Source organism: Kitasatospora herbaricolor (genome assembly GCF_030813695.1).
Lineage (GTDB): Bacteria > Actinomycetota > Actinomycetes > Streptomycetales > Streptomycetaceae > Kitasatospora > Kitasatospora herbaricolor.
Map to the genome: position 1 here is coordinate 7,998,466 of NZ_JAUSVA010000002.1, position 20,304 is coordinate 8,018,769.

The window sequence follows — 20,304 nt, forward strand, 5'->3', positions numbered from 1 at the left end:
GACCGCACGTACACGCATGACCGAGGGGCCGTGAAGGAATGATCCTCCGCGGCGTCGGCGTCATGCCCATGGCGCACGCCCGGAAGGTGGGTCATGACCGGTACGAAGGAGTTCCTGCTCCTGTCCGCGGAGTTGACGGGGTTCGGGGCCGGCCAGCTGTCCGCGACCGGGCTGGCCGACACCTACCGCAGCCTGGTGCTGGAGCGCGCCGGGCCGAACCGGCTCGACCGCCTGCGGGCCGCGGTGACCGCCGGCGCCGACCGTCCGCCGGCCTTCCCCGACGAACCGGTACGGGAGCTGGCGCGGGCGGTCGTCCACCTCTGGTACCTGGGCATCTGGCCCGGGCTCCCGCCGGCCGGCGTGCCGGGGACGCCGGACGCGGCGGCGGGCGGATCGGCGGACGCCCCGACGGACGGTCAGGTGGAGGAGCGGGTGGACGAGCGGGTGGTCAGGCCGGCGGACGGCCCGTTCGTGGTCTCCTCACGGGCCTACGCCGAGGGCCTGGTCTGGCGCACCTTCGGCACCCGGGCGCCTGGCACCGTGCCGCAGGAGCACGGCAGCTGGAGCCTCCCGCCGACCGTGGAGGAACCGGTCGCCGGGCCGCCGGGGCCCCGCAGCGGCGCCGCGACCGCCCCGGCGGGGCAGCGGTGAGCGGGCCGGCCGCCGGCCGGTGGGACGTGATCGTGGTCGGTGCCGGGTTCGCCGGCTCCCTGGTCGCCCGGGACCTGGGCGCCCGCGGCTGGCGCGTCCTGGTGCTGGAAGCGGGCGCGGGAACGCCCGACGACCCCGACCGGGAACGGGCCGACGCACTGGAGACCTTCCGTTCGGCCCTCGCCAAGGTGCCCAACTCGCCCTACCCGGTGAGCACCGCCGCGCCCTCGCCGGACATCCTCGACCTCACCGGCCGCCCGGACGGCGGCTTCGAGGCGGACGGCTACTTCGTACAGCGCGGCCCGCTCCCGTACGCCAGCGGTTACCTGAGGGCCAACGGCGGCACCGGGCTGGCCTGGACGGGCCTGGCGCCGCGGATGCACCCCGAGGACTTCCGCGCCGGCGACTTCGGCCACGGCCGCAACTGGCCCATCGGGTACCAGGAGCTGGAGCCGTTCTACCGCGCCGCCGAACGCGAGCTGGGGGTGGCCGCCGACGTCGACGAGCAGCGCGAGGACGTGGGCCTGCCCTTCCCGGCCGGCTACCGGTTCCCGACCCGGGCGATCCCGCGCACCCACCTGGACACGGTCATCGCCGGCGCGCTCGACGGCCGCCCGGTCCGCGAGCGACCCGGGGCCGCGCCGACCACCCTGCGGGTCGTCACCACCCCGCACGCCAGGAACGGCCGTCCGAACCAGGAGCCCGGCCCGGACGGCCGGCCCCGGCCCGCCGCGGACGACGCGGTGTGCCGCGGGCACGCCAGCTGCGTGCCGATCTGCCCGTCCGGCGCCAAGTACACCCCGCTGCGCACCCAGGCCCGGTGGTCCTCCTCCGTCACCCTGCTCACCAGGGCCGTGGTCAGCCGCCTGCGGCTGGACGCGAGCGGCCGCGCCACCGGTGTCGAGTACCTGCGTCACCCGGGGGACGGGAGCGCGGCGGCAGCCGTCCCCCGCACCGCCGAGGCCGATCTGGTGGTGCTGGCCGCGCACGCGATCGAGAACGCCAAACTCCTGCTGCTCTCCGGAGCGGCGGCCGGCAGCGGCCAGGTCGGCCGCAACCTGATGGACCATCCGGTGCTGCTCACCTGGGGGCTGATGCCCCGGCAGGTCGGCCCCTACCGGGGTCCGGGCTCGACCTCCGGCCTGGAGGGGTTCCGGTTCGGCCCGGCCAGGGCCCGCCGGGCGCCGTTCCGGATCGAGATCGGGAACTGGGGGTGGACCTGGGCGCTCGGCCCGCCGGACGGGCGGGTCGCCGAACTCCTGCGCACCGGCGGGCCGGACGGGCGCGGCCTGTTCGGCCCGGAGCTGCGACGGGCGGCCGGAGACCGGATCGGCCGCGAGTTCGCCTTCCAGTTCGAGATGGAACAGGACGCCGACCCGGCGAACCGGGTCACCCTCGACCCGGCCGTCCGCGACCCGCTGGGCATTCCGCGCCCGGTCCTGCACTACGACCTGTCGGACTGGGTCAAACGGGGGATCGCCGCCGCCAAGGCCGTCTCGGACCAGCTCTTCGCGCTCCTCGGGGCCGAGGACCGGACCCGCTTCGCACCCGGACCGGTATGGCCCGGCCGGTTCGAGCACGAGGGCCGTGCCTACGCCTACCGGGCGGCCGGCCACGGCGCGGGGACCCACATCATGGGCGACTCCCCGCGGACCTCGGTGGTCGACCAGTGGCAGCGCTGCTGGGACCACCCCAACCTGTACGCCGTCGGCTGCGGCAGCATGCCCAGCGTCGCGACCTCCAACCCCTCGCTGACCATGGCGGCCCTCGCCCTGCGCAGCGCCGGGCGGATCCACCAGGACCTGCTCGCCCGCCACCGGCCGGTGCCGCTCCGGGGCCCCGCCGCACTCGAAGGAGCCGACCACTCGTGAGCCCGTCCCCGTCCGTGAGCCCGTCCCCGCGAACCGCCCCGACCACCCCTCCTGCCCCCAGGGCCGGGGCGGGCGAGCCGTTCGCCCCCGCGCGTGCGGAGCGACCGCCGCTGCCACCCGTCCCCGCGCCGTACCGACTCCCCTTCCACTACGGCGCGCTGCACATCGTCGGGCTGGACTACCTGGTGGCCCCGGGGCCGGTCCGCGACCTGCTCGCCGAGCACCATCCGGACCTGGCCGCGGCCGACTTCGACGGCCGGGCCTGCGTCTCCCTCAACTACCAGCTGTACTTCGCCCAGTACCCGACCGGCGGCGGGATCACCCAGGAGGTGGAGGTCAACATCGTCGCCCACCCGGCGGCCGCGGCCGGCCGGCCGGCCGCGATCGGGTACGGGGAGTACGCGCGCGGGGTCGACCAGACCAAACTGCTCGGCATCGCCCGGATCCACGTCCTGTGCGACAACGCGCTCGCCATCGACGCCGGCCGCCGGCTGTACGCCGAACCCAAGTACCCGGGCCGCTTCGAGAGCGTCATGCCCTCGCCCAACGGCCCCGCCGGCGGAACGGCCTGGTCGGTGGTCGCCCGGCAGGCGGCGCTCGGCGGGGACGGCACCGTCGGCCCGGCCGGCCGGGCACTCTTCTCCTTCTCGGCCGATCTGGCCGGCCTCACCCCGGAGCCGGTCCACAGCGCGCCCGTCACCGGGTACGGCACCGACCCGGTGGCGGGTCTGCTCGCCGGGCCGATGAACGTCCACCAGCCCTACCAATACCACGAGTTGGACGACTCCACCGCGAGCCGGGTCACGCTTGCGGTCGCGGACCGCGCCGGCGGCGTCGGACGGGACCTGGCCACCCTGGTCGGCGACGCCCCGGCGGCGGGGGTCTGGACGTACCAGTCGGCGCCGGTGGCCGCCCACCACCGGGCGTACTACGTCCCGTCGAAGGCCTGAGCCCGGCCCGACCCACCCGCCTCGGGCCACCGGGGCCCGCCGGGCCGCCCGGCGGCGCGCCCGCCGCGCGGGTCCGGTCCGAGCAAGGAGATGACGGATGGTCCGGCAGGAACCGACCGCCGTACGCCCGGCCGCCGTACGCCGCGCCGTTGTTCCGGTCGGGGGGCGGGCCGCCGGGGGAACGGGCCGGCGTCCGTCGTGACCGGGCCGGGCGTACGCTGCCACGACCTCGGCCTCCTGGAGGACCGGCCGAGCCGGTCGGACGGGTCGGCGCTCCCGGCCCGGGGCGGAGCGTCGGCGGCCCCGCCGCAGGGGCCGGCGGCGACGGCGGCCAAGGCCGTCGCCTGCCTGGCGCTGGTGCTGGCGGTGCCACTGACCGGCGGCGCCGGCCGGCAGCCCGCCGGGCCGCCGGCCGGGCCCGGGCCGGCCCATCGCGCGGCCGGCCCGTACACCGACCCTGCGGGCCCGGCGGCGGGCGGTGACAGCGGTGATCCGGCCGGGCGGGCGGGCTCGGTCGAACTGCCGCTCGCCGTCCGGGCCGCCGCGCTCCCGTACCAGGGTCTGGGGATGCTGGTCGCGCAGCGCTCGGGCCTGCGACTGGGGTCCGGCCCGGTGCAGGAGCGTCCCTCGACCCGGGCCGGTGCCGGGGACGCCACCGGGGACTCCCAGCAGTGGATCCTCCGGCCCGTTCCGGGTGGGGAGCTGGTGGTGCAGGCCCTGTCGTCGAGCGGCTCCCACGATCCCGGCGCGCTCACGGTGCTGGTGGACGGCACGGTCGGGCTCCGGGCCGACCGCTCGCCGGCCGGCCAGGAGGAGGCCTCCCAATTGTGGAGATTCGTCGATCATTCGGTGGCCGCGTTCCGCGCCGACCCGGTCACCGGCATGCTGGCGACTGCCTTCAGGATCCGTGCGCACCAGGGCGGTTGCCTGCTCGACGGGGGCACCGGCCGGGCTCCCGCGCTGGGGCCGTGCGAGGATCCGCGGGCCTGGTGGACCGCCCTGGGGTTCTACGGCGGAACCCGGTGGGGACTTCGGTAGTTGCTACGGATACCCGGGCAGCTGGTGCACCCCCCGGGGCGGCGGTGCGCCGTCCTGACGGGGCACCGAAAGGGACGGGCGCGGGGCACCGGGTCGTCCTGCGGTCGTGGCCGGCCTGCCTTGCCCGGTGGGTCGGGCCGGTGCTGGGACGGGCACGGAAGAGGTGTTCGGGGGTGTACTCCGGGCGGGGCGGGGCAGACGCGTCTGAAGGCTCCGGGCCGATTTCCCGGGTGTTCCGACGGTCCACTCCACGGGGCCGGGCGGGCGGGCCGCGCCGGCGGCCCGCCCGCCGTGCCTACCCGGTGTCCGCGAACCGCACTGTTCCGCCTGTTCGATTGAGGAGTTTTGCAGCATGTACGGGGATGACATGTACGGGAACGGCTCTGGACTGGTGTACCGCTGCGTCGACCGGCACGTCGAGGCCGGCCTCGGCGACCGGGTCGCGATCCACTTCGAGGGCGGCCCCGGCGGCGGCCGCTCGCTCAGCTACGGCCGCCTCCAGCAGGAGGTCGCCCGCGCCGCCGAGGCGCTGGCGGAGCGGGGCACCGCCGCGGGCGACCAGGTGGCGGTGCGGGCCGCGGCCACTCCCGAGACGGTCGTCGCGGTACTCGCCTGCGCCCGGCTCGGCGCCGTACCAGTACCGGCCGCGCCCCCCGCAGCCGGCTCCGCCGAGCCGGCTGCGGGGGGCGCGGCCGGTGACGCGCTGGCCGTCCGCAGACGCGAGCGGGCGGGGCGGACCGGCGGCGCCGACGCGGGCTGCGGCTGCGCCCGGCCGGCGGAGGCCGGGGCCGGCGCGGAGGAGCCCGTCCCGGGCGGCAGTTGCGCCGGCGCCTCGCCGGGCCGGCCACCGAGGGCCGGTCAACCACGATGCTGCGGGCCCGAGTCGGGCCGCACCGCCCGGGTCCACCAAGCCGCCGCCGCCCGCCGCCGTTCCGGCGCCGCCACACCCGCCCGGCACCTCGTCCCCGAGCCCGAACCGGACGTCGACGTCTACTGGAGCCGGTTCACCGAGGGCTGGGGGAGCGGCCTGCCGGAGGGCGTCCACGGTCCGCTCGCGGCGGGCGCCACACAGGTGATCCACACCGCCGACCCGGAGGGCCTGCGCGAGGACGAACTCTGGGAGACCGTCCAGAAGTACGGCGTGAGCGTGCTCTACACCAGCCCCGAGGACATCCGGACCCTGATGCTCTGGGGCGACGAACTCGGCACCCGGCACGACCTGTCCAGCCTGCGCATCCTCGGCACGGTGGGCGCCCGGAGCGGCACCGAGGGCTGGATCTGGTACCGCGATCCGGCCGGCGCCGACGGCGAGGACGGCGAGCCGGACGGATCGGCGAAGTGGGAACTCCGCACCTGCTCCACCCCGTGGGCCGCCCCGGCGCCGGGCGGCCGGCGCCGGCTGTACGTGGTGCGCTGACGGCGCGCCGGGCACCGGGCACCGGGCAGGGAACCGTGGCCGGCGGCAGGGCGGACCGGTAGGATCTGCGCCGCCCGCCGCCAGGCCGTGTCGGACACGGTCCGGGCGTCGTCGACGACCGCGGGGCCGCCACCTCGGCTACGGCACGGGCGGCCTTCTGGTTCCCCGTCCCCGTCACGGGGCGGCGGGGACGGGCCGGCGCGCACCACGCGGGCCCGCCACGCCCGGCCGGGCGGGCGAAGGGCCGGGCGGTGGGCCGGGCGAGGAGGGGAAGCATGCGCGATCCGTTGGAGTGGCGGGCCGGGGACGGGCCGCTGGCCGCCTGGCTGGAGCTGGTCGGGGAGCTGCTGGCCGGCCCGCAGCCGGGCGGGTACGTCGTCCGGGGTGACCTTCGGTGGCCCGACCAGCCCTACGGTGTGGAGCTCGCCCGGGGTCTGACCCCGGCCGGGGTGGCCGAACTGCTCACCGCGGAGGGCGTGGACGGCCTGCACGTCCGCACCTCCGGCGGCCGGCTGTTCGCCGAGCCGCACCTGGAGATCGCACCCACGGCCGAGCCCGTCCTCGGCCCGGACGGCCCCGGCGTCCGGATCCTGCACGTCACGCCGGTCGGGCTGGCGGCCGGCACCGTCCCGCTGATCGGCCGGATCCGGACGCCCGCCGAACTGGCGGGCTGGCTGGACGGGTTGTCGCCGCTGCTGCCCGGCGGCATGCCCGGGTTCGACTGGCCGCGGACGGCGCTCGCCGAGCCGCTGGGAGCGACCCTGCTGCGCCGGCGGGACTCCGTCCTGCTGACCCTGCAACCGCTGGAGGCCGCCGAGCGCAGCGGGGTGGACGGCACCTCCCGGTTGATCCTCGACTCCCGGGCCCCGGACCTGGCGGGGCACGCGGCACTGCTGGGCACGCCCGCCGTGCTGGAGGAGCGGGCCCTGTCCACCGTGCGCGATCTCGGGCGGTGGCTCGGCGAACTGGCGGCGGGGTGGGGGAGCGGACCGGCGCCGGTGCCGGGTCTGCTGGCGGGTGCCGCGCCGCTGCCGCGCGCGACCCGGGCGAGCGTGCGCCGGATCGAGCACGGTGAGGCCGAGCTGATGCTCCGACGGCACGGGCGCTCCGAGCTGTGGGTGCGGGGGCCCGCGTCCGAGGTCGCCGCCTGGGCCGTCCCGCTGCTGGAGCCGGCCGTCCACGAGGAGGCCCCGGCCGGCTCGCGGCGCCGGCTCGCCCGCTGGCTGGAGCGCGTCGGCGGCGCGGTCCTCGGCGGGCCCGCCGTCTGGACGGTGAGTACAACGGCGGCCCCGCTGTCCGCCGTGGAGCTGGCCGGCTGGCTCCTCGCGCACTGCCCCGGCCGGGTCCTCGCGGTCGACCGCGCCGGCGTGGGTTCCCTCACCCTCGGCGGTACCCGGACCTCGGACGGCTGGGTCACCGTCACCGGGCGCCGCGCCCCCTGAGGGCGCTCCGGGAGGCGGGGCGGACCGGGGCCGCCGGCCTTCGCGGGACCGGGCCGATTGTCAGACCCCCCGCCTAAAATGGGGGTTGTCAGTGAGCACCCCACCGCCGCACCAGGAGGTCGCCGATGTCCGCTGCCACCGTCAGCCGCTCGATGCCCAAGCGCAAGGCCGCAACTCCTGCCCGCCCACGCCGCCGTCTCGGCCCGCCCGCCCCGCAGCCCCTGCCGCCCGGGCTGCCCCGGGCCTGGTACGAGGACCACAACCGCCGCCTCAAGGCGATGCGCCTGGCCATCGTCCTGCTCGACTCCGGCAACTACCTCCCGCAACAGGCGACCAACCGTCGGATCCGCTCCGTGGCGAGCCGGATCGGCATCCACCGGCCGTCGGCGGTGACCTGCCGCGCGGTCAGGTCCCTGCTGGCCTGACTCCGCCTGCGGCCTGCCACGGCGCCCGGTCCGCGGGCTCCGTGGCAGGCCGCGCCGTCCTCGCCTCAGCTCTCCTGCGCCCCGTTCGCGGCCGCCGGCCGCCGCCGGTTCAGCCGTGGACGGCGGACCGCTGTTCGAGCACCCGCAGCGCCAGCTCGCCCCAGCGGATGTTCTCCCGTTCGAAGGCCATCCCGCGCAGCAAGGTCAGATACGGGCCGACGCGCTCGGCCCCGGCGAAGTACTGCTCCTCACTCCGGCCGTTCAGCATCCGGGCCTGCAGCCGTTCGTAGCGGGCCAGCTTGCCGGTCGCCCAGGCGATCCGCTCGGCGACGGCGACCCGGACCGCCCCGAGGTCGCCCACGTCCGCGCAGCGGACCTTGACCATCAGCTCGTCGCGGACGGCCGTGGGCCTGGCCGGCGACTCGGCGGTGTAGGCCCGGACGGCGGCCAGCCCGGCCTCGGTGAGCGAGAAGAGCCGTTTGGTGGGCCGCCGTTCCTGCTCGACGACGCGTGCGGCGATCAGCCCGTCGCCCTCCATCCGCTCCAGCTCCCGGTAGAGCTGCTGCGGCGTGGCCATCCAGAAGTTGGCGACCGAGGCGTCGAAGGCCTTGGCGAGGTCGTACCCGGACGCCTCACCGTCCAGCAGGGCGGCCATCACCGCGTTGCGCAATGCCATCCCGTCAACCTAGCACCAGGTGGACGGGCCGCCCGGGGGCCGGCGACGGGTAGCCGGCGGCCGGTCCGGCTCCGGCGCCGGCGTCCGTTCCGGTGCTCTGCCAGGTCGCCGGGAGGCGTCTGCGCTCGGGCTCTGGACACCGGGCGGGCGCACCCGGATACTCGCTGAAGCACCTACTCAATTTGTTGACTATCGAGAGGTTGGCCCGTGCACCCCTTCCGCAAGGCCGTCGAGGCCCGTGACGAGGAGGCCCTCGCGGCGCTCCTGGCCGAGGACGTCGTCTTCACCAGCCCGGTCGTCTTCAAGCCCTACCCGGGCAAGGCGATCACCGCGGCGATCCTCCGGGGCGCGATGCGGGTCTTCGAGGACTTCGCCTACGTGCGCGAGATCGCCAACCCGGACGGCCGCGACCACGCCCTCGTCTTCACCGCGACCGTGGGCGGCAAGCAGATCCAGGGCTGCGACTTCCTGCACATCGACGAGGCCGGGAAGATCGACGAGTTCACCGTGATGGTCCGCCCGCTCTCCGCCGCCCAGGCCCTCGCCGAGGCGATGGGCGCGCAGTTCGACCGGATCGCCCGGGAGGCGGCGGGGCGGTGAGCGCGGGGCGGTCACCCGTCCTGACGCGGCGCAACGGCCGGGCCGGACCGGAGGCCGCGATCCCCGTCGCGGGGCCACCAGGACGGCGACGTGGCCGGCCGGGCCGCGTGGATCGCTTGACTTGAAGTGCGCTTCACCTTGTTGGCTGGGAGTGTCCCTCCCCCGTCGGGAGGGAGCCGCCCGACAGTCGCGAGGAGATCCGTCATGAGCCCGCAGATCGCAGGAGTCACCGTTCCCCAGGAGGACGTGGACGCGGTTGTGGCGCTGGTCGCCGACGTCGAACACGCCCAGCAGCACGCCCTGCCGGAGGAATTCCTGCGGCACTTCCGGGCGGACGCGATCTGGACGACCGGGCACGGCAGGCTGCTCACCGGCCTGGACGAGATCGCCGCCTTCACCCGCACGGTGCTGCCGCCCACCGCGGACTCGCCCACCACGGCCGGCTACCGGCCCGTCCACATCCTCTTCGTCCGTCCGGACATCGCCGCCGTCAAGGTCCGCCAGCGCCCCGTCACCCGCGACGGGGTGTACCTCGACGCGATCTTCCACGGCCACCCGGACCCGGCCGCCCTCGCCGTCGACCAGCCGGGTGCCCTTCCCGGCACCCCGACCTACTTCCTGGCCAAGGACGACGGCGTCTGGCGCATCGCCGCCGCCCAGAACACCGTCGTCCAGGACCCCGGCACCCTGGCGGCCGGCTGAGACGGCCGCCGGGCCCCGATGCCGGGCCGGCACCTCCGGAGCTCGCCGCCACGCCGCACCACAGCGGCCCGGGCGTCGACTCCGCGTGTCAACCCCGGTCGGCGACCGCCGTGAGGGTCGCCGGCGTCGGGCCGTCGGGGCGGACGGTGATGCTGTACGCGGCCCCGGCGGGCACCGAGTGGAAGGCCAGGGTGTAGGCGGGCAGCAGGTGTTCGAGCAGCACGGTCGACTCGCGCAGCGCGAACTGCAGCCCCAGGCAGGCCCGGGGCCCGAGACCGAACGGCAGGTAACCGCCGGGGGCGGTGGGCCGCAGCCCCGCCGTGGTGAACCGCCGGGGGTCGAATCGCTCCGGCTCCGGCCACAGGGACGGGTCCCGGTGCGTGAGGTACGGGCAGACCAGCAGGTCGGTGCCCGCCTCGATCCGGTAGCCGCCCAGCACGTCGTCCGCGGTGGCGTAGCGCGGCAGCACCCAGGCCGACGGGTAGAGCCGCAGGGTCTCGCTGACCAGGGCCTGGACTGCCTCGCGGCGCTCCGGCGAGCCGTCGCCACCGGCGGCGAGGGCCCGCGCGCGGGCCTCCGGATGCCGGTCGAGGAGCAGGTACAGCCAGGTCAGGGTGCCGGCGGTGGTCTCGTGGCCGGCCACCAGCAGGGTCACCAGCTCGTCGCGGACCAGCCGGTCGGTGTACTCCGGCCGCTCGCCGGCCGCCGCCAGCAGGACGTGCAGCAGGCCAGGACCGTCCGGGCCGGCCGAGCCGTCCCGGGCCGCCTCGATCGCCCGGGCGGCGACGGCGTCGATCCTGGCCAGGTCGGCGGCGACGGCCCCTTGCGCGCCGGGCGGGCCGGCCGGCAGCGTCGGCAGGGCCGCCACCACCGCGCCGACGGCGGCCAGTTCGCTCTCGGTCCCGGCGTCGAGCGGGTGCCCGGTGAGGGAGCGCCAGATGGTGTCCAGGGCGAAGCTGCGCATCTGCGCGCCGATGTCCACCGGCTGCCCGGAGCGGGCGTGGCCGGCCCAGCGCTCGGCGGTCCGCCGGGCGGCCGCCTCGATCCGCTGCTCGTAGCGGCGCATCCCGGTCCCGGTGAACTGGGCCTGCAACAGCCGCCGTTGCTGCTTCCAGGCCTCGCCGGTGGCGGCCAGGACGCCGTCGCCGATCAGCAGCCGGGCCCGATGGGAGCGTTTCACGTACTGCTCCGGCCGCTGTGCCAGCACCCGCAGGGCGGCCGCCGGGTCGGTGACCAGCACGGTCGGGGCCGGCCCCAGCCGGACGGCGGCGACGCCGCCGAGCCGCTCGCGCACCCGGGCCAGCAGGTCGACCAGGTCGGCGCCCTCGGAGCGCCACCGCTCCACCAGGGCCGGGTCCACCTCGGGTACCGGCGGCGCCCCGGAGTCGTTCGGGGGGACGGGTACGGGACTCGCTTGGGTGGCCACCGGTCTTCTCCTGTTCGGCTGCTGGGGAAAGTCCCTGACGGAGCGTCGACAGTCGGACTGTACGCGAACCGGCCCGCCCGGTGACAGCCCGCCCGGCCGCCGGCGCGGGACCTGACGGCCCGTGGCCGTGGACGGTCCGCCCGGGTCACGCCCGGCCCGGTCCCGCGTCGCCCGGCCGTCCCCGCCGTACCCCGATGCCCTGGCGCCCCACCCGAAGCAGTGATCGCGGCCGGCTTGCAACCATCGTGCAACTGGTCTGCAACTTCCCGCGTCATGACCTTGCGCGCGGCCGCCCACTGCCACAACCCTTGGACCGGACGCCGAACCGGCGCCCGGCGTCCCTCACGCCGAACCGCTTCCCCCGCAGGCGCATTCACCAGCGGCCCCGCGCCCGGACGGCCAGCCGGCCGACCGCGCGAGCCACCGAAGACCGTCCACCACAACGATGTCGGCGAGATGCGTCCGGCGGCCCCGGGCGGGCCGCCGGCCCAGGCCCGGACACGGCCGAGCACCCACAGATTCAAGGAGCGGAGTGACGATGCCAGCTGCGATCATCGGGCGCGAGGGGCCCCTGGCCGGACGGCGGTTCCCGATCGGCAGCAAACCGGTCACCTTCGGCCGCAGCGGCGACAGCGGCGTGGTGATCGCCAGCGGGAGCGCCTCGCGGCTGCACGCGGAGGTGGTCCGCGACGGTGACCGCTACGTCCTGCACGACCGCGGGAGCCGCAACGGGACGCTGGTGAACGGCGCTCCGGTGACCTCACGGGTGCTCGAGCCCGGTGACCTGATCACGATCGGCGGGGAGGTCTTCGCCTTCGAGGTCACCGACCCGATGGAGACCATCACCGAGGTCTTCCACCTGCCGCCCGCCGTGGTGGAGCCCGTCCTGCACGTCACCGTCTCGGGCGGCGGGCCGGTGGGCCTGGCCTTCGCCCTGCTGCTGGAGCACCACCTGGGGCGGCGGGTGGCCGTCACCGTCCACGACGGGCGCTGGGTGCAGGACGGCGCACGCGTGGTCTGGAAGAACGAGGCGCAGGGCAACGTCCGGCGCCAGCAGGTGGTGACCGTCCAGAGCCGGCAGTTCCTGAACCTTCCGGAGGAGGTCCAGGAGCGGCTGTTCACCGCGGAGGCGTTCTCCGAGATGTGGCCGGCCGGGCCGGACTCCATCCGCGGCTTCGGCCCGCGGAACATCCGGATCGCCCATGTCGAGGACGTCCTGCTGGAGATGGCGAACGAGAAGGCGGACCGGATCCGGCTGGTGCCGGCCAACTTCGACCCGGTCGAGCAGCGCGAGGAGGTCGCCAAGGGCCACGTGCTGGCGATCTGCGAGGGCGGCCGCTCCAGGACCAGGGAGTTCTTCACCGACAAGTTCGGCACCCCCGACACCTCGATCTACTCGCTGGAGGGGCAGCACGTCCAGGACGTGGTGCTCGGCCTGCGGGTGAAGTCCGACCTGCCCGATCCGACGGCCGTCCTGCTGACCGTCGCCCAGAACCGGTTCCTGCTCAACTCGCTGCGCGGCGAGGGCTTCCTGAACATGCGGCTGACCGACGCCGAGGCCCGCGAGGTGATCGGCGTCGACCCCGTCCGGCAGGTCTTCGAGCAGTGCGTGGCCTCCCGGCCCTGCCTGATGGGCCGGGACGAGGAGGGCGACTTCCGCTGTTCGACCCACGGCACGCTGTTCCTGCCCGCGCTGGTCAAGGGCTCCGCCCTGTGGAAGAGGGTCCTGGAGGGGCTGGCGCTGTTCGGCGTCACCGAGGACAACCTCAGCGCCGTCACCGGGTTCCGCCTGGACATGGTGCAGCGGCCGCGGTTCACCGCCCACCTCTACTCCGCCACCGCCAACACCCCCGGGACGTACGGGTTCCTGCTCGGTGACGCGGCCAACGCGATCCACTTCTGGCCGGGCCGCGGCCTCAACAGCGGCCTGGCCTCGGCGATCTCGCTCGCCCGCTCGCTGAACAACGCCTGGCGTGGCCGGTCCTTCCGGGACGCCGACTTCGTCCGGCACGAGGCGGCGATGTCGATGCTCCAGTACCGGCACAAGAGCCGCGCCTGGAACGCCATGGTGACCACCGACCAGCACGGCGTGGCCTGCGCCATCAAGGACCGGATCGCCCGGAGCATCGAGGAGGGTCTGCCGGAGGGCGAGGACGGATCGGCGGACCGCGAGGCGCTGCTGGGTCAACTGCGGCAGATCAGGGACCGCCTGGCGCCGCGGATCGCGGGCATGCCCGACGACGCGACGCTGCGCGAGCACCTGGGGCAGCTGAAGGGCGAGACCGTCCGCACCCTGCTCGCGAGCGGGGCCTGGGACACCCTGACGGTCGGCGGCGAGGAGGTCGACATCGACATCTTCTACCGGGAGAGCCCGCCGCCGGCCGGGGCGAAGGCGCTGGCACCCGTCCGGCGGCCCTGACCCTGCCCCACCTGGTCCCGCCGAGCCCCGCCCGGCATCGCCCTGCCCGGTCTCGCTCTGCCCGGCCCCGGCTCACCCGGTCGGGGACGGGCGGACGGCCGGGGGAGCGGCCGGCGGGGCCGGCGGCGCGAGCGACGGGCGGACGCCCTCCGGGAGCGCCGCGCGGCGCTCCCGCGCGGCCCGGTAGTGGTCGAACAGCCGGACGGCGGCGGACCGCCCGACCGTGTCGCCCTGTTCGGCCAGCAGCTCCGCGCCGAAGCCGCGGACCAGCCCGGACTGCGCGTGGCGGCCGGGGGAGACCTCGGTGAGCAGGTGGTGGTCCGCCAGCGCGGCCAGCGCCCGGCGCGCCCGCGGCCGGTCGCAGTCGAGCAGCGCGGCCGCCGAGCCGGTGTCCACCGGGCGGTCCGGATGCACCGTCAGCAGGGCCAGCAGGTGGGCGGCGTCCCAGGGCAGGTGCCGGTAGGTCATGATCAGCCGGCTGCGCAGTCCCGCCGGGCCGGGGGTGTCCAGCGTCTGCAGCCGGGTCCGTTCGTCCGCCAGCGCGTCCGTCAGGGTGGCGGTGCTCCAGGTCGGGCGGGCGCAGAGCCGGGCGGCGGCGGTCCGCAGGGCGAGCGGCAGCCCGTCGCAGAGCGCGGCGAGTCGGCGGACGTCGTCCGCGCCGGGACTCTTGCCGGTGGCGGCGCCCCCGGCCGCCCGGGGGTCCGTACCGGGCTCCACCGGGCCGGGCGGCAGCAGCCGGTCGAGCAGTACGGCTGCCTCGGCCTCCGGCAGCGGCCCCAGCTGCAGCAGGGCCGCGCCCTGGGTGACCGTCACCTCCTCCAGAGTGGCGCGGGCGGTGATGACGGTGACGCAGTGCGGCCCGGCCGGCAGCAGTCCGGCGACCTGTGCCGCGTCCCTGGCGTCGTCCAGCACGACCAGCAGCCGACGCCGCCCGGCCTCCCGCCGGTACAGCGCGCCCAGGGCCGTCGGTTCGTCAGGGAGCCCCGCCGCGGGGACGCCCAGTGCGCGGAGCAGCGCGCCCAGCACCTCCGTGGGTGCGGCGGGACCGGCCGGGTCGAAGCCGCGCAGCGGGACGAAGAGCCGCCCGTCCGGGAATCCCGGGGCCTGCCGGGCCCAGCTCACCGCGGTGGCGGTCTTGCCCACCCCGGCGGGGCCGGTGACGACGGCGATCCCGCCCCCGGCCGGCGCGGGCCCGCGCAGGCGGTCCAGCCACCGGTGCTCCTCGGCCCGGCCGACCAGGTCGTCCGGCAGCCGGGGCAGCGCCAGGCCGGCGGCCGCGGCGCAGGGCCGCCCGGGTGCTGCCGGCCGTTCGCGGGCGGCCGGTTCACGCACGGGGTCCGGTTCACGCACGGGGTCCGGTCCGGGGACCGGCCCGACGTCCCGCCGGGCGGGCAGCGGCGGGCCGGTGCCCGCCGTGCCGAGGACGGCCCGCAGCGCGTCCTGCAGCGCCGGACCCGGCGCGATGCCCAGCTCCTCGTCCAGCCGGCCGCGGGTGTGGTGGTAGGCGGCCAGGGCGTCGGGGGCCCGGCCGTCCTGCAGCAGGCAGCGCATCAGCAGGGCGACGGCCGGCTCGCGCAGTCCGTCCGTCCGGACGTAGCTCTCCAACTCCGGTACGGCCGCGGCGCCGAGTCCCAGGCGCAGCTGCCGCTCCGCCCAGGCGGCCAGCACCCGGGCCCGTGCCTCGCCGAGCCGCTCCGCCAGGTCCCGGCGGAGCGGCGTGTCGGCGAGGTCGGCCAGCGGCGGGCCGTACCAGAGGTCCAGGGCCTGCTTCAGCAGCGGCGCCGCCGCGCGGTCGTCACCCCGGGCCGCCTCGGCGCGGGCGGCCAGCGCCTCGAACCGGCAGAGGTCGATCTGCTCCGCGTCGCCGATGAGGAGGTAACCCGGCGCCCGGGTACGGAGTTCGAAGGCGGTGCCGTCCAGGGCCTTGCGCAGGGCCGCGACATGACCCTGCAGCGCGGCCCTGGCCCGGGCCGGCGGCTCGTCGCCCCAGAGCAGGTCGAAGAACCGGTCCAGCGGGACGACCCGGTCGAACTCGACGGCCAGCAGCGCCAGTACGGACCGCTGTTTCGGCCCGGCCACGGTGGCGGGCACGCCCGCCGCGGTCCGCAGTTCGATCGGCCCCAACAGTCGTATGCCCACGCGATCCACCCTACTGGCCGTCGCACCGGATTCCGGTCACGGCTGATCGCAGGGCGGTCGCGGGGCCGCCGGGAGGCCGCCGAGGGGACCCCCGGCGCGCCGAGGCGAACGGCCGGGCGGGGAGGCAGGCCGAAGGGGCGTCAGCCCAGGTGCCGGGCGAAGAACCGCAGCGAGTCCGCGGGCTCGTCCGGCGGCAGCTCCCCGTGCCCGCCCGGGTTGGCGTGCAGCGTCTTCTCGGCCGATCCGAAGGCGTCGAACAGCGCCAGGCCCTGGGCCCGCGGCACCCGCTCGTCGTCCCACTGCAGCAGGAACCGCACCGGGACGGTGACCCGCGCGGCGGCACCGGCCGACGAGAGCGCCCCGCCCAGGCCCAGCACGGCGGCGCGGACCCGGGGTTCGGCGGCCACGAAGGGCACGCCGAGCCCGCAGCCCAGGGACACCCCCCAGTAGCCCACCGGCCCGGCGCCGACGTGGTCGAGGCCCTGGACGCCGTCCAGCACCGCCTGCCACTCCGGGACGGTCCGGCGCGACACCAGAGCCTGGAAGCCCGCGATCAGCGGGGCCGGGTCGGCGCCGGCCGCGATCCGGGCCTGGTTGGCGGTGGCGATCCGGTCGAACTCCTCGTCCGTCGGCCGGTCGCCGTGGCCGGGCACGTCGACCGCCGCCACGGCGAAACCGCCCTCGGTGACGAACCGGTGGGCCCGGGGGAGGATGTCGGGGGACTTCTTGTGCCGGCCGCCGCCGTGCCCCAGCAGGATCAGGGGACGGGTGGCGGGCGGGCGGTCCGGCGTCCACAGCACACCGGGGACACCGCCCAGGGTGAAGGTCTGCTCGACGACGCCGTCGGAGGACGTGCGGGAGGTGAAGCGCATGGTGGAGCGGCCTTTCGGGATGCCTCTGCGGGCGCTCCCTAGACCTCGTGAGCGAGGGAGCCCCGACCTGTCACTGCGTCGATCGGTCTCACCCCCTCGGTTCGCGGCTGTTCACGGCGAGGGCGAAGGTACCACGAAGGGCCGTCAGCCGCGACGCGTCACGGGGACGGAGGCTGGTACCACGTCAGGTCCGCGACGGACGGACCGTCCGCAGGGGGCCGGTGCGGCCGGGGCCGACGTCCGCCGGCCGCACCGGCGACGGCTCAACCGCCCTGCCGCGCCGGGGAGCCGGTGGTGCGCCCCAGCCACAGCGCGGCCAGCAGGCACAGCGCCGAGAGCCCGGCGAGCAGCAGCGGGACGGCGCGCACCCCGGACCACTCGATCGCCTTGCCGAGCGCCGGGCCCGCCGCGACGCCGCCGAGCATGGACGCGGCGACGACCAGGGCGCCCGCCCGTCGTGCCTGCGGCGCGGCCCGGTTCAGCCAGGGCAGGCCGGTCGGGAAGATCGGCGCGATGAACAGCCCCACACCGGCGTAGGCGTAGGGCGCGAGACCGGGGACGGAGGCCAGCAACAGGCAGGCCGTCATCCCCGCGCAGGAGGCGGTGATGACGGCCCGGGCGGTGAAGCGCAGCGCCATCGGCGCGACGAGGAACCGGCCGACGGTCAGCATCAGCCAGTAGACGGACGTGGCGGTGGCGGCGAGACCCGCGCGGTGGCCGACCGTCTCCAGATGGGTGGGCTCCCAGCCGCCGACGCCCGCCTCGATGCCGACATGCAGGACGTAGAGCACGACGAAGGCCGCCAGCACCGTGCGCAGGCTGCGGCTCGCGGCTCCGTCGGGGGCGTCCGCCCGCGCGGTGCCGCCGTCCGGTGCCCGCGCCTCCCGGGGGCGCACGCCCCGCAGGAGGAGCAGCAGCGGCAGGTCGGCGAGCGCGAAGCCGAGGAAGACCGCGGGGTAGTGCTCGGGGCCCACCGCGCCGATGAGCACCGGGCCGAGGATCGCGCCCACCCCGAAGTGGGCGTTGAGGATGTTCAGCATGGCGGCCGAGCGGTGCCCGAAGCCCACCGCGAAGAGCTGGTTGAGACCGTAGTCGATGCCGCCGAAGCCGAGCCCGGCCAGCAGCGCGGCGGCCAGCGCGAAGGGCCAGGCCGGCGCCAGGGCGAAGCCGGCCGAACCGACGGCCATCAGCAGGTACGAGCTGCCCAGGATCCGCCGGTCGCCCAGCGTGCCCTGCAGCCGGTCGAAGAGCAGGACACCGGCCACGCCGCCGACGAAGTGGGCGCTCAGGCCCAGCCCCGCGGCGGACGGGGAGAGCCCGAACTCCTCGCGCAGGGCGGGGATCGCCGGTCCGTACAGGGCCTGGAGCGCGCCGATGAGGACGAAGCCGACGCAGGAGGCGACCACCGCCGCCGGGCTGAACAGCGCGGCCGCCGGCGGGCCGGCCGTAGCGGCCCGGCGCAGCTGCGGTCCGGCGCTCATCCGGACACCCGGGCGGGTGCGGGCCGGCGGGTGCGGGTGGTGGCAAGGGAGGCTGACCATCCGCTGTCCGCGGGCGGGACGGATCCCGGCCCCGTGGCCGGGGCGGTCGGGGCGGTGCTCGGCATCGGTGTGCTCCCCCAGGAATCCTCGGATCGGTTTCCGGACCCGGGAGGCAGGGCGCGCGGATCGCGCTTCCCGGCGAAACCACGGCGGGCCCGGTTCTCAGGATTCAACCAGAAGTCACATATACCAACAACGTATTTTGTTTGACCGCCGCCGGGGCGCGCCGCCGGCCCGGTCGTGGACGGCGGAGAGCCTGCCGTCCACGACCGGGCCGTGCGGTCGCCCTGTGGTGCACCCTCAGACGGTGGTCCGCTGCCAGTGCTGGTTGGTGCCGCCGGAGCAGGCCCACTGGTCGAGCGCGGTGCCGTCGGCGGTCGAGGTGTTGACCACGTCGAGGCACTTGCCGCTGTGCCTGGCGACGATCTCGACGTAGCCGGCCGTGTCGGTGGCGCGGAGCTTCCACTGCTGGGACGGCTGGCCGTTGCAGGTGTTCTGGACGGCGAGTGCGCCGTCCGCGGTGGAGGCACCGGCGATGTCGAGGCACTTGCCGCTGTGCCTGGCCATGATCTGGACGTACCCGGTACCGAGCTTCTTGATCCAGAACTGGTCGTTGGCGCCGGCGCCGCAGCCCCACTGGATCAGCTGGACCGCGTCCGAGGTGTCGTAGTTGGCCACGTCGGCGCACTTGCCGCTGTGCTGGGCCGCCAGGGTCTCCCAGACCACGTTCATGCCCTTGACGGTTCCGGCCGCCGTGTCGATGGTGATCTGCGGCGAGTACTCCAGGCTCATCGTCGTCTTGGTCGGGAACTTGACCGGCAGCCAGACGTACTGGGAGTCGTTGACCGACTTGCCCATCGAGTTGCCCCAGCGGTCGCCCATGTAGAGGAAGTTGGTGCCGCCGGTGCCCTGGACGGGCAGCACGTACGCGGTCTGGCTGCGGAAGGCCGTGGAGTCGCCGACGTCCTTCAGGCCGCTCCAGGAGCCGGTGATGCTGGTGGCGGTGGCGTACTTCTGCTGGTTGGGCGCCCAGCCGGTGGCGCCGGAGGTGAGCAGGAAGTACACGCCGCCCCGCTTGAACATCGCGGGGGCCTCCCGCGAGCTGCCCTGCCACAGGTTCTGCACCTGGGACTGGACACCGGTGTAGTCGGCCGTCAGCTTGTAGACGTGCAGGTCCCGGTTCTCGTTGGCGGCGGAGATCATGTAGCCGGTGCCGTCGGTGTCCACGAAGGTGGTGATGTCGCGGGACATCTCGCCCAGCGGGCGGAAGCTGCCCTTGTAGCTGTAGTCGCCGTCCACCGTGCCGGAGACGGCCACCGCGGCCCGGGCCTCCCCGTAGTCCGCGCTGTTCTCCTTGTGCATCCACATCACGAACTGGTGCGTCGCGGCGTTGTACATGACCTTGGGCCGCTCGATGTTGGCGGACCCCAGCTCCGGGTCGGTGGCCTGGGTCAGCGCGTGGTTGCGGAACTCCCAGGTCTTGAGGTCGGTGGAGCGGTAGACCGAGACGTACCGGAAGGTGTTGTCGGCGTTCCGGTCCTCACCGAACCAGTAGTAGTACTGGTCCACCTTGACCACGCCGCCGCCGTGGGCGTGCACCGGGTTGCCGCTCGGGTCGGTGAACTGGGTGGCGTTGTCGATGCTGACCGGCGCGGCCTGCGCCGGGGCGACGGCACCGACCAGGGAGAGGGGGAGGGCGGCCAGCGCGGCGAACAGCGCCGCGGTGGCCTTGCTGCGGAGAGACATGTGGGTTACCTCTTGCTCTTCACTTCAGGCATGACCGGTCCGTGCTCCGGGCGGCCCGGAGGCGCAGGTGGGGACGGACGTGCGAGGTCATGCGGTGGGCGGAGGCGACGGCCGGCCGGCTGTGCCGGGCGGGAGGGCGGTCGCGGTCCCGAGGAGGGGCGGGCGTACCGGTGGTGGCCGGTCGCTCGGTGCACCGTCGCTCCGGGTGGGGTGGGCCGGGGGCGGTGAACCGTGGTGGTGCGCCGGTTCCGCAGACCATGACGAGAGCGTGATGTCTGCGCTAACACAGCGGGTTGAGGAGAGTCTGGGAGCAGGGCCGGAGTCTGTCAAGGCACTGCGCGTGGGACGCTCCCGGCCGCCCGGCCCGGGTGCGGCCACCGCACCCGGGC

General features: G+C 75.8%; 16 protein-coding genes. 10 read left to right on the forward strand and 6 right to left on the reverse strand.

Going from position 1 to position 20,304, the window contains the following annotated elements:
• The first annotated feature begins 93 nt into the window (after window positions 1–93).
• From J2S46_RS34790 to J2S46_RS34820, 7 genes are all read left to right on the forward strand, one after another.
• On the forward strand, window positions 94–651 hold the full coding sequence (locus J2S46_RS34790; protein ID WP_191290320.1) for a hypothetical protein: 558 nt from the start codon (window positions 94–96) through the stop codon (window positions 649–651).
• Window positions 648–2,522, forward strand: a complete 1,875-nt coding sequence (locus J2S46_RS34795; protein ID WP_191290321.1) for a GMC family oxidoreductase — start codon at window positions 648–650, stop codon at window positions 2,520–2,522. The genes J2S46_RS34790 and J2S46_RS34795 overlap by 4 nt, the downstream gene beginning before the upstream one ends.
• Window positions 2,519–3,472 (forward strand): hypothetical protein, encoded by a 954-nt coding sequence (locus J2S46_RS34800; protein WP_229912758.1) that lies wholly within the window; start codon window positions 2,519–2,521, stop codon window positions 3,470–3,472. The genes J2S46_RS34795 and J2S46_RS34800 overlap by 4 nt, the downstream gene beginning before the upstream one ends.
• A gap of 198 nt (window positions 3,473–3,670) precedes the next feature.
• Window positions 3,671–4,510, forward strand: a complete 840-nt coding sequence (locus J2S46_RS34805; protein ID WP_191290322.1) for a hypothetical protein — start codon at window positions 3,671–3,673, stop codon at window positions 4,508–4,510.
• A gap of 352 nt (window positions 4,511–4,862) precedes the next feature.
• Window positions 4,863–5,927, forward strand: coding sequence for an AMP-binding protein (locus J2S46_RS34810; RefSeq protein WP_191290323.1), 1,065 nt, complete (start codon window positions 4,863–4,865; stop codon window positions 5,925–5,927).
• 275 nt (window positions 5,928–6,202) lie between these two features.
• Window positions 6,203–7,369 (forward strand): hypothetical protein, encoded by a 1,167-nt coding sequence (locus tag J2S46_RS34815; RefSeq protein ID WP_191290324.1) that lies wholly within the window; start codon window positions 6,203–6,205, stop codon window positions 7,367–7,369.
• 152 nt (window positions 7,370–7,521) lie between these two features.
• Window positions 7,522–7,794, forward strand: a complete 273-nt coding sequence (locus J2S46_RS34820) for a hypothetical protein (RefSeq protein ID WP_370882341.1) — start codon at window positions 7,522–7,524, stop codon at window positions 7,792–7,794.
• Window positions 7,795–7,903: 109 nt separating this feature from the next.
• Here J2S46_RS34820 and J2S46_RS34825 read toward each other — a convergent pair whose 3' ends face one another.
• Window positions 7,904–8,470, reverse strand: coding sequence for a PadR family transcriptional regulator (locus J2S46_RS34825; protein WP_191290325.1), 567 nt, complete (start codon window positions 8,468–8,470; stop codon window positions 7,904–7,906).
• A 207-nt stretch (window positions 8,471–8,677) separates the two neighbouring features.
• On the opposite strand from J2S46_RS34825, the gene J2S46_RS34830 reads away from it, so the two are divergent.
• Window positions 8,678–9,070, forward strand: a complete 393-nt coding sequence (locus J2S46_RS34830; RefSeq protein WP_191290326.1) for a nuclear transport factor 2 family protein — start codon at window positions 8,678–8,680, stop codon at window positions 9,068–9,070.
• Between the two features lie 204 nt (window positions 9,071–9,274).
• Window positions 9,275–9,772, forward strand: a complete 498-nt coding sequence (locus tag J2S46_RS34835; protein ID WP_191290327.1) for an SgcJ/EcaC family oxidoreductase — start codon at window positions 9,275–9,277, stop codon at window positions 9,770–9,772.
• Between the two features lie 88 nt (window positions 9,773–9,860).
• Here the strand turns inward: J2S46_RS34835 and J2S46_RS34840 are convergent, their stop codons facing one another.
• A complete protein-coding gene (locus J2S46_RS34840) occupies window positions 9,861–11,198 on the reverse strand; it encodes a cytochrome P450 (protein WP_229912759.1) in 1,338 nt (445 codons plus the stop codon).
• A gap of 538 nt (window positions 11,199–11,736) precedes the next feature.
• On the opposite strand from J2S46_RS34840, the gene J2S46_RS34845 reads away from it, so the two are divergent.
• The gene (locus tag J2S46_RS34845) at window positions 11,737–13,617 is read left to right on the forward strand and encodes an FHA domain-containing protein (RefSeq protein WP_191290328.1); all 1,881 of its coding nucleotides are present in this window, start codon (window positions 11,737–11,739) and stop codon (window positions 13,615–13,617) included.
• Between the two features lie 72 nt (window positions 13,618–13,689).
• On the opposite strand, the gene J2S46_RS34850 is transcribed toward J2S46_RS34845, so the two are convergent.
• The 4 genes from J2S46_RS34850 to J2S46_RS34865 form a co-directional block, all read right to left on the reverse strand.
• The gene (locus J2S46_RS34850) at window positions 13,690–15,756 is read right to left on the reverse strand and encodes an AfsR/SARP family transcriptional regulator (RefSeq protein WP_191290329.1); all 2,067 of its coding nucleotides are present in this window, start codon (window positions 15,754–15,756) and stop codon (window positions 13,690–13,692) included.
• Window positions 15,757–15,896: 140 nt separating this feature from the next.
• The gene (locus J2S46_RS34855; protein WP_191290330.1) at window positions 15,897–16,628 is read right to left on the reverse strand and encodes a dienelactone hydrolase family protein; all 732 of its coding nucleotides are present in this window, start codon (window positions 16,626–16,628) and stop codon (window positions 15,897–15,899) included.
• A gap of 263 nt (window positions 16,629–16,891) precedes the next feature.
• The gene (locus J2S46_RS34860; protein ID WP_191290331.1) at window positions 16,892–18,109 is read right to left on the reverse strand and encodes an MFS transporter; all 1,218 of its coding nucleotides are present in this window, start codon (window positions 18,107–18,109) and stop codon (window positions 16,892–16,894) included.
• A 360-nt stretch (window positions 18,110–18,469) separates the two neighbouring features.
• Window positions 18,470–19,915, reverse strand: coding sequence for an RICIN domain-containing protein (locus J2S46_RS34865; RefSeq protein ID WP_307352286.1), 1,446 nt, complete (start codon window positions 19,913–19,915; stop codon window positions 18,470–18,472).
• Window positions 19,916–20,304: the final 389 nt, after the last annotated feature.

Excerpts from the sequence above, each read along its gene's own strand:
- J2S46_RS34790 (WP_191290320.1), top strand. The coding sequence starts at position 94 with ATGACCGGTACGAAGGAGTTCCTGCTCCTGTCCGCGGAGTTGACGGGG.
- J2S46_RS34810 (WP_191290323.1), top strand. The coding sequence starts at position 4,863 with ATGTACGGGGATGACATGTACGGGAACGGCTCTGGACTGGTGTACCGC.
- J2S46_RS34815 (WP_191290324.1), top strand. The coding sequence starts at position 6,203 with ATGCGCGATCCGTTGGAGTGGCGGGCCGGGGACGGGCCGCTGGCCGCC.
- J2S46_RS34820 (WP_370882341.1), top strand. The coding sequence starts at position 7,522 with ATGCCCAAGCGCAAGGCCGCAACTCCTGCCCGCCCACGCCGCCGTCTC.
- J2S46_RS34825 (WP_191290325.1), bottom strand. The coding sequence starts at position 8,470 with ATGGCATTGCGCAACGCGGTGATGGCCGCCCTGCTGGACGGTGAGGCG.
- J2S46_RS34835 (WP_191290327.1), top strand. The coding sequence starts at position 9,275 with ATGAGCCCGCAGATCGCAGGAGTCACCGTTCCCCAGGAGGACGTGGAC.
- J2S46_RS34845 (WP_191290328.1), top strand. The coding sequence starts at position 11,737 with ATGCCAGCTGCGATCATCGGGCGCGAGGGGCCCCTGGCCGGACGGCGG.
- J2S46_RS34855 (WP_191290330.1), bottom strand. The coding sequence starts at position 16,628 with ATGCGCTTCACCTCCCGCACGTCCTCCGACGGCGTCGTCGAGCAGACC.
- J2S46_RS34860 (WP_191290331.1), bottom strand. The coding sequence starts at position 18,109 with ATGAGCGCCGGACCGCAGCTGCGCCGGGCCGCTACGGCCGGCCCGCCG.
- J2S46_RS34865 (WP_307352286.1), bottom strand. The coding sequence starts at position 19,915 with ATGTCTCTCCGCAGCAAGGCCACCGCGGCGCTGTTCGCCGCGCTGGCC.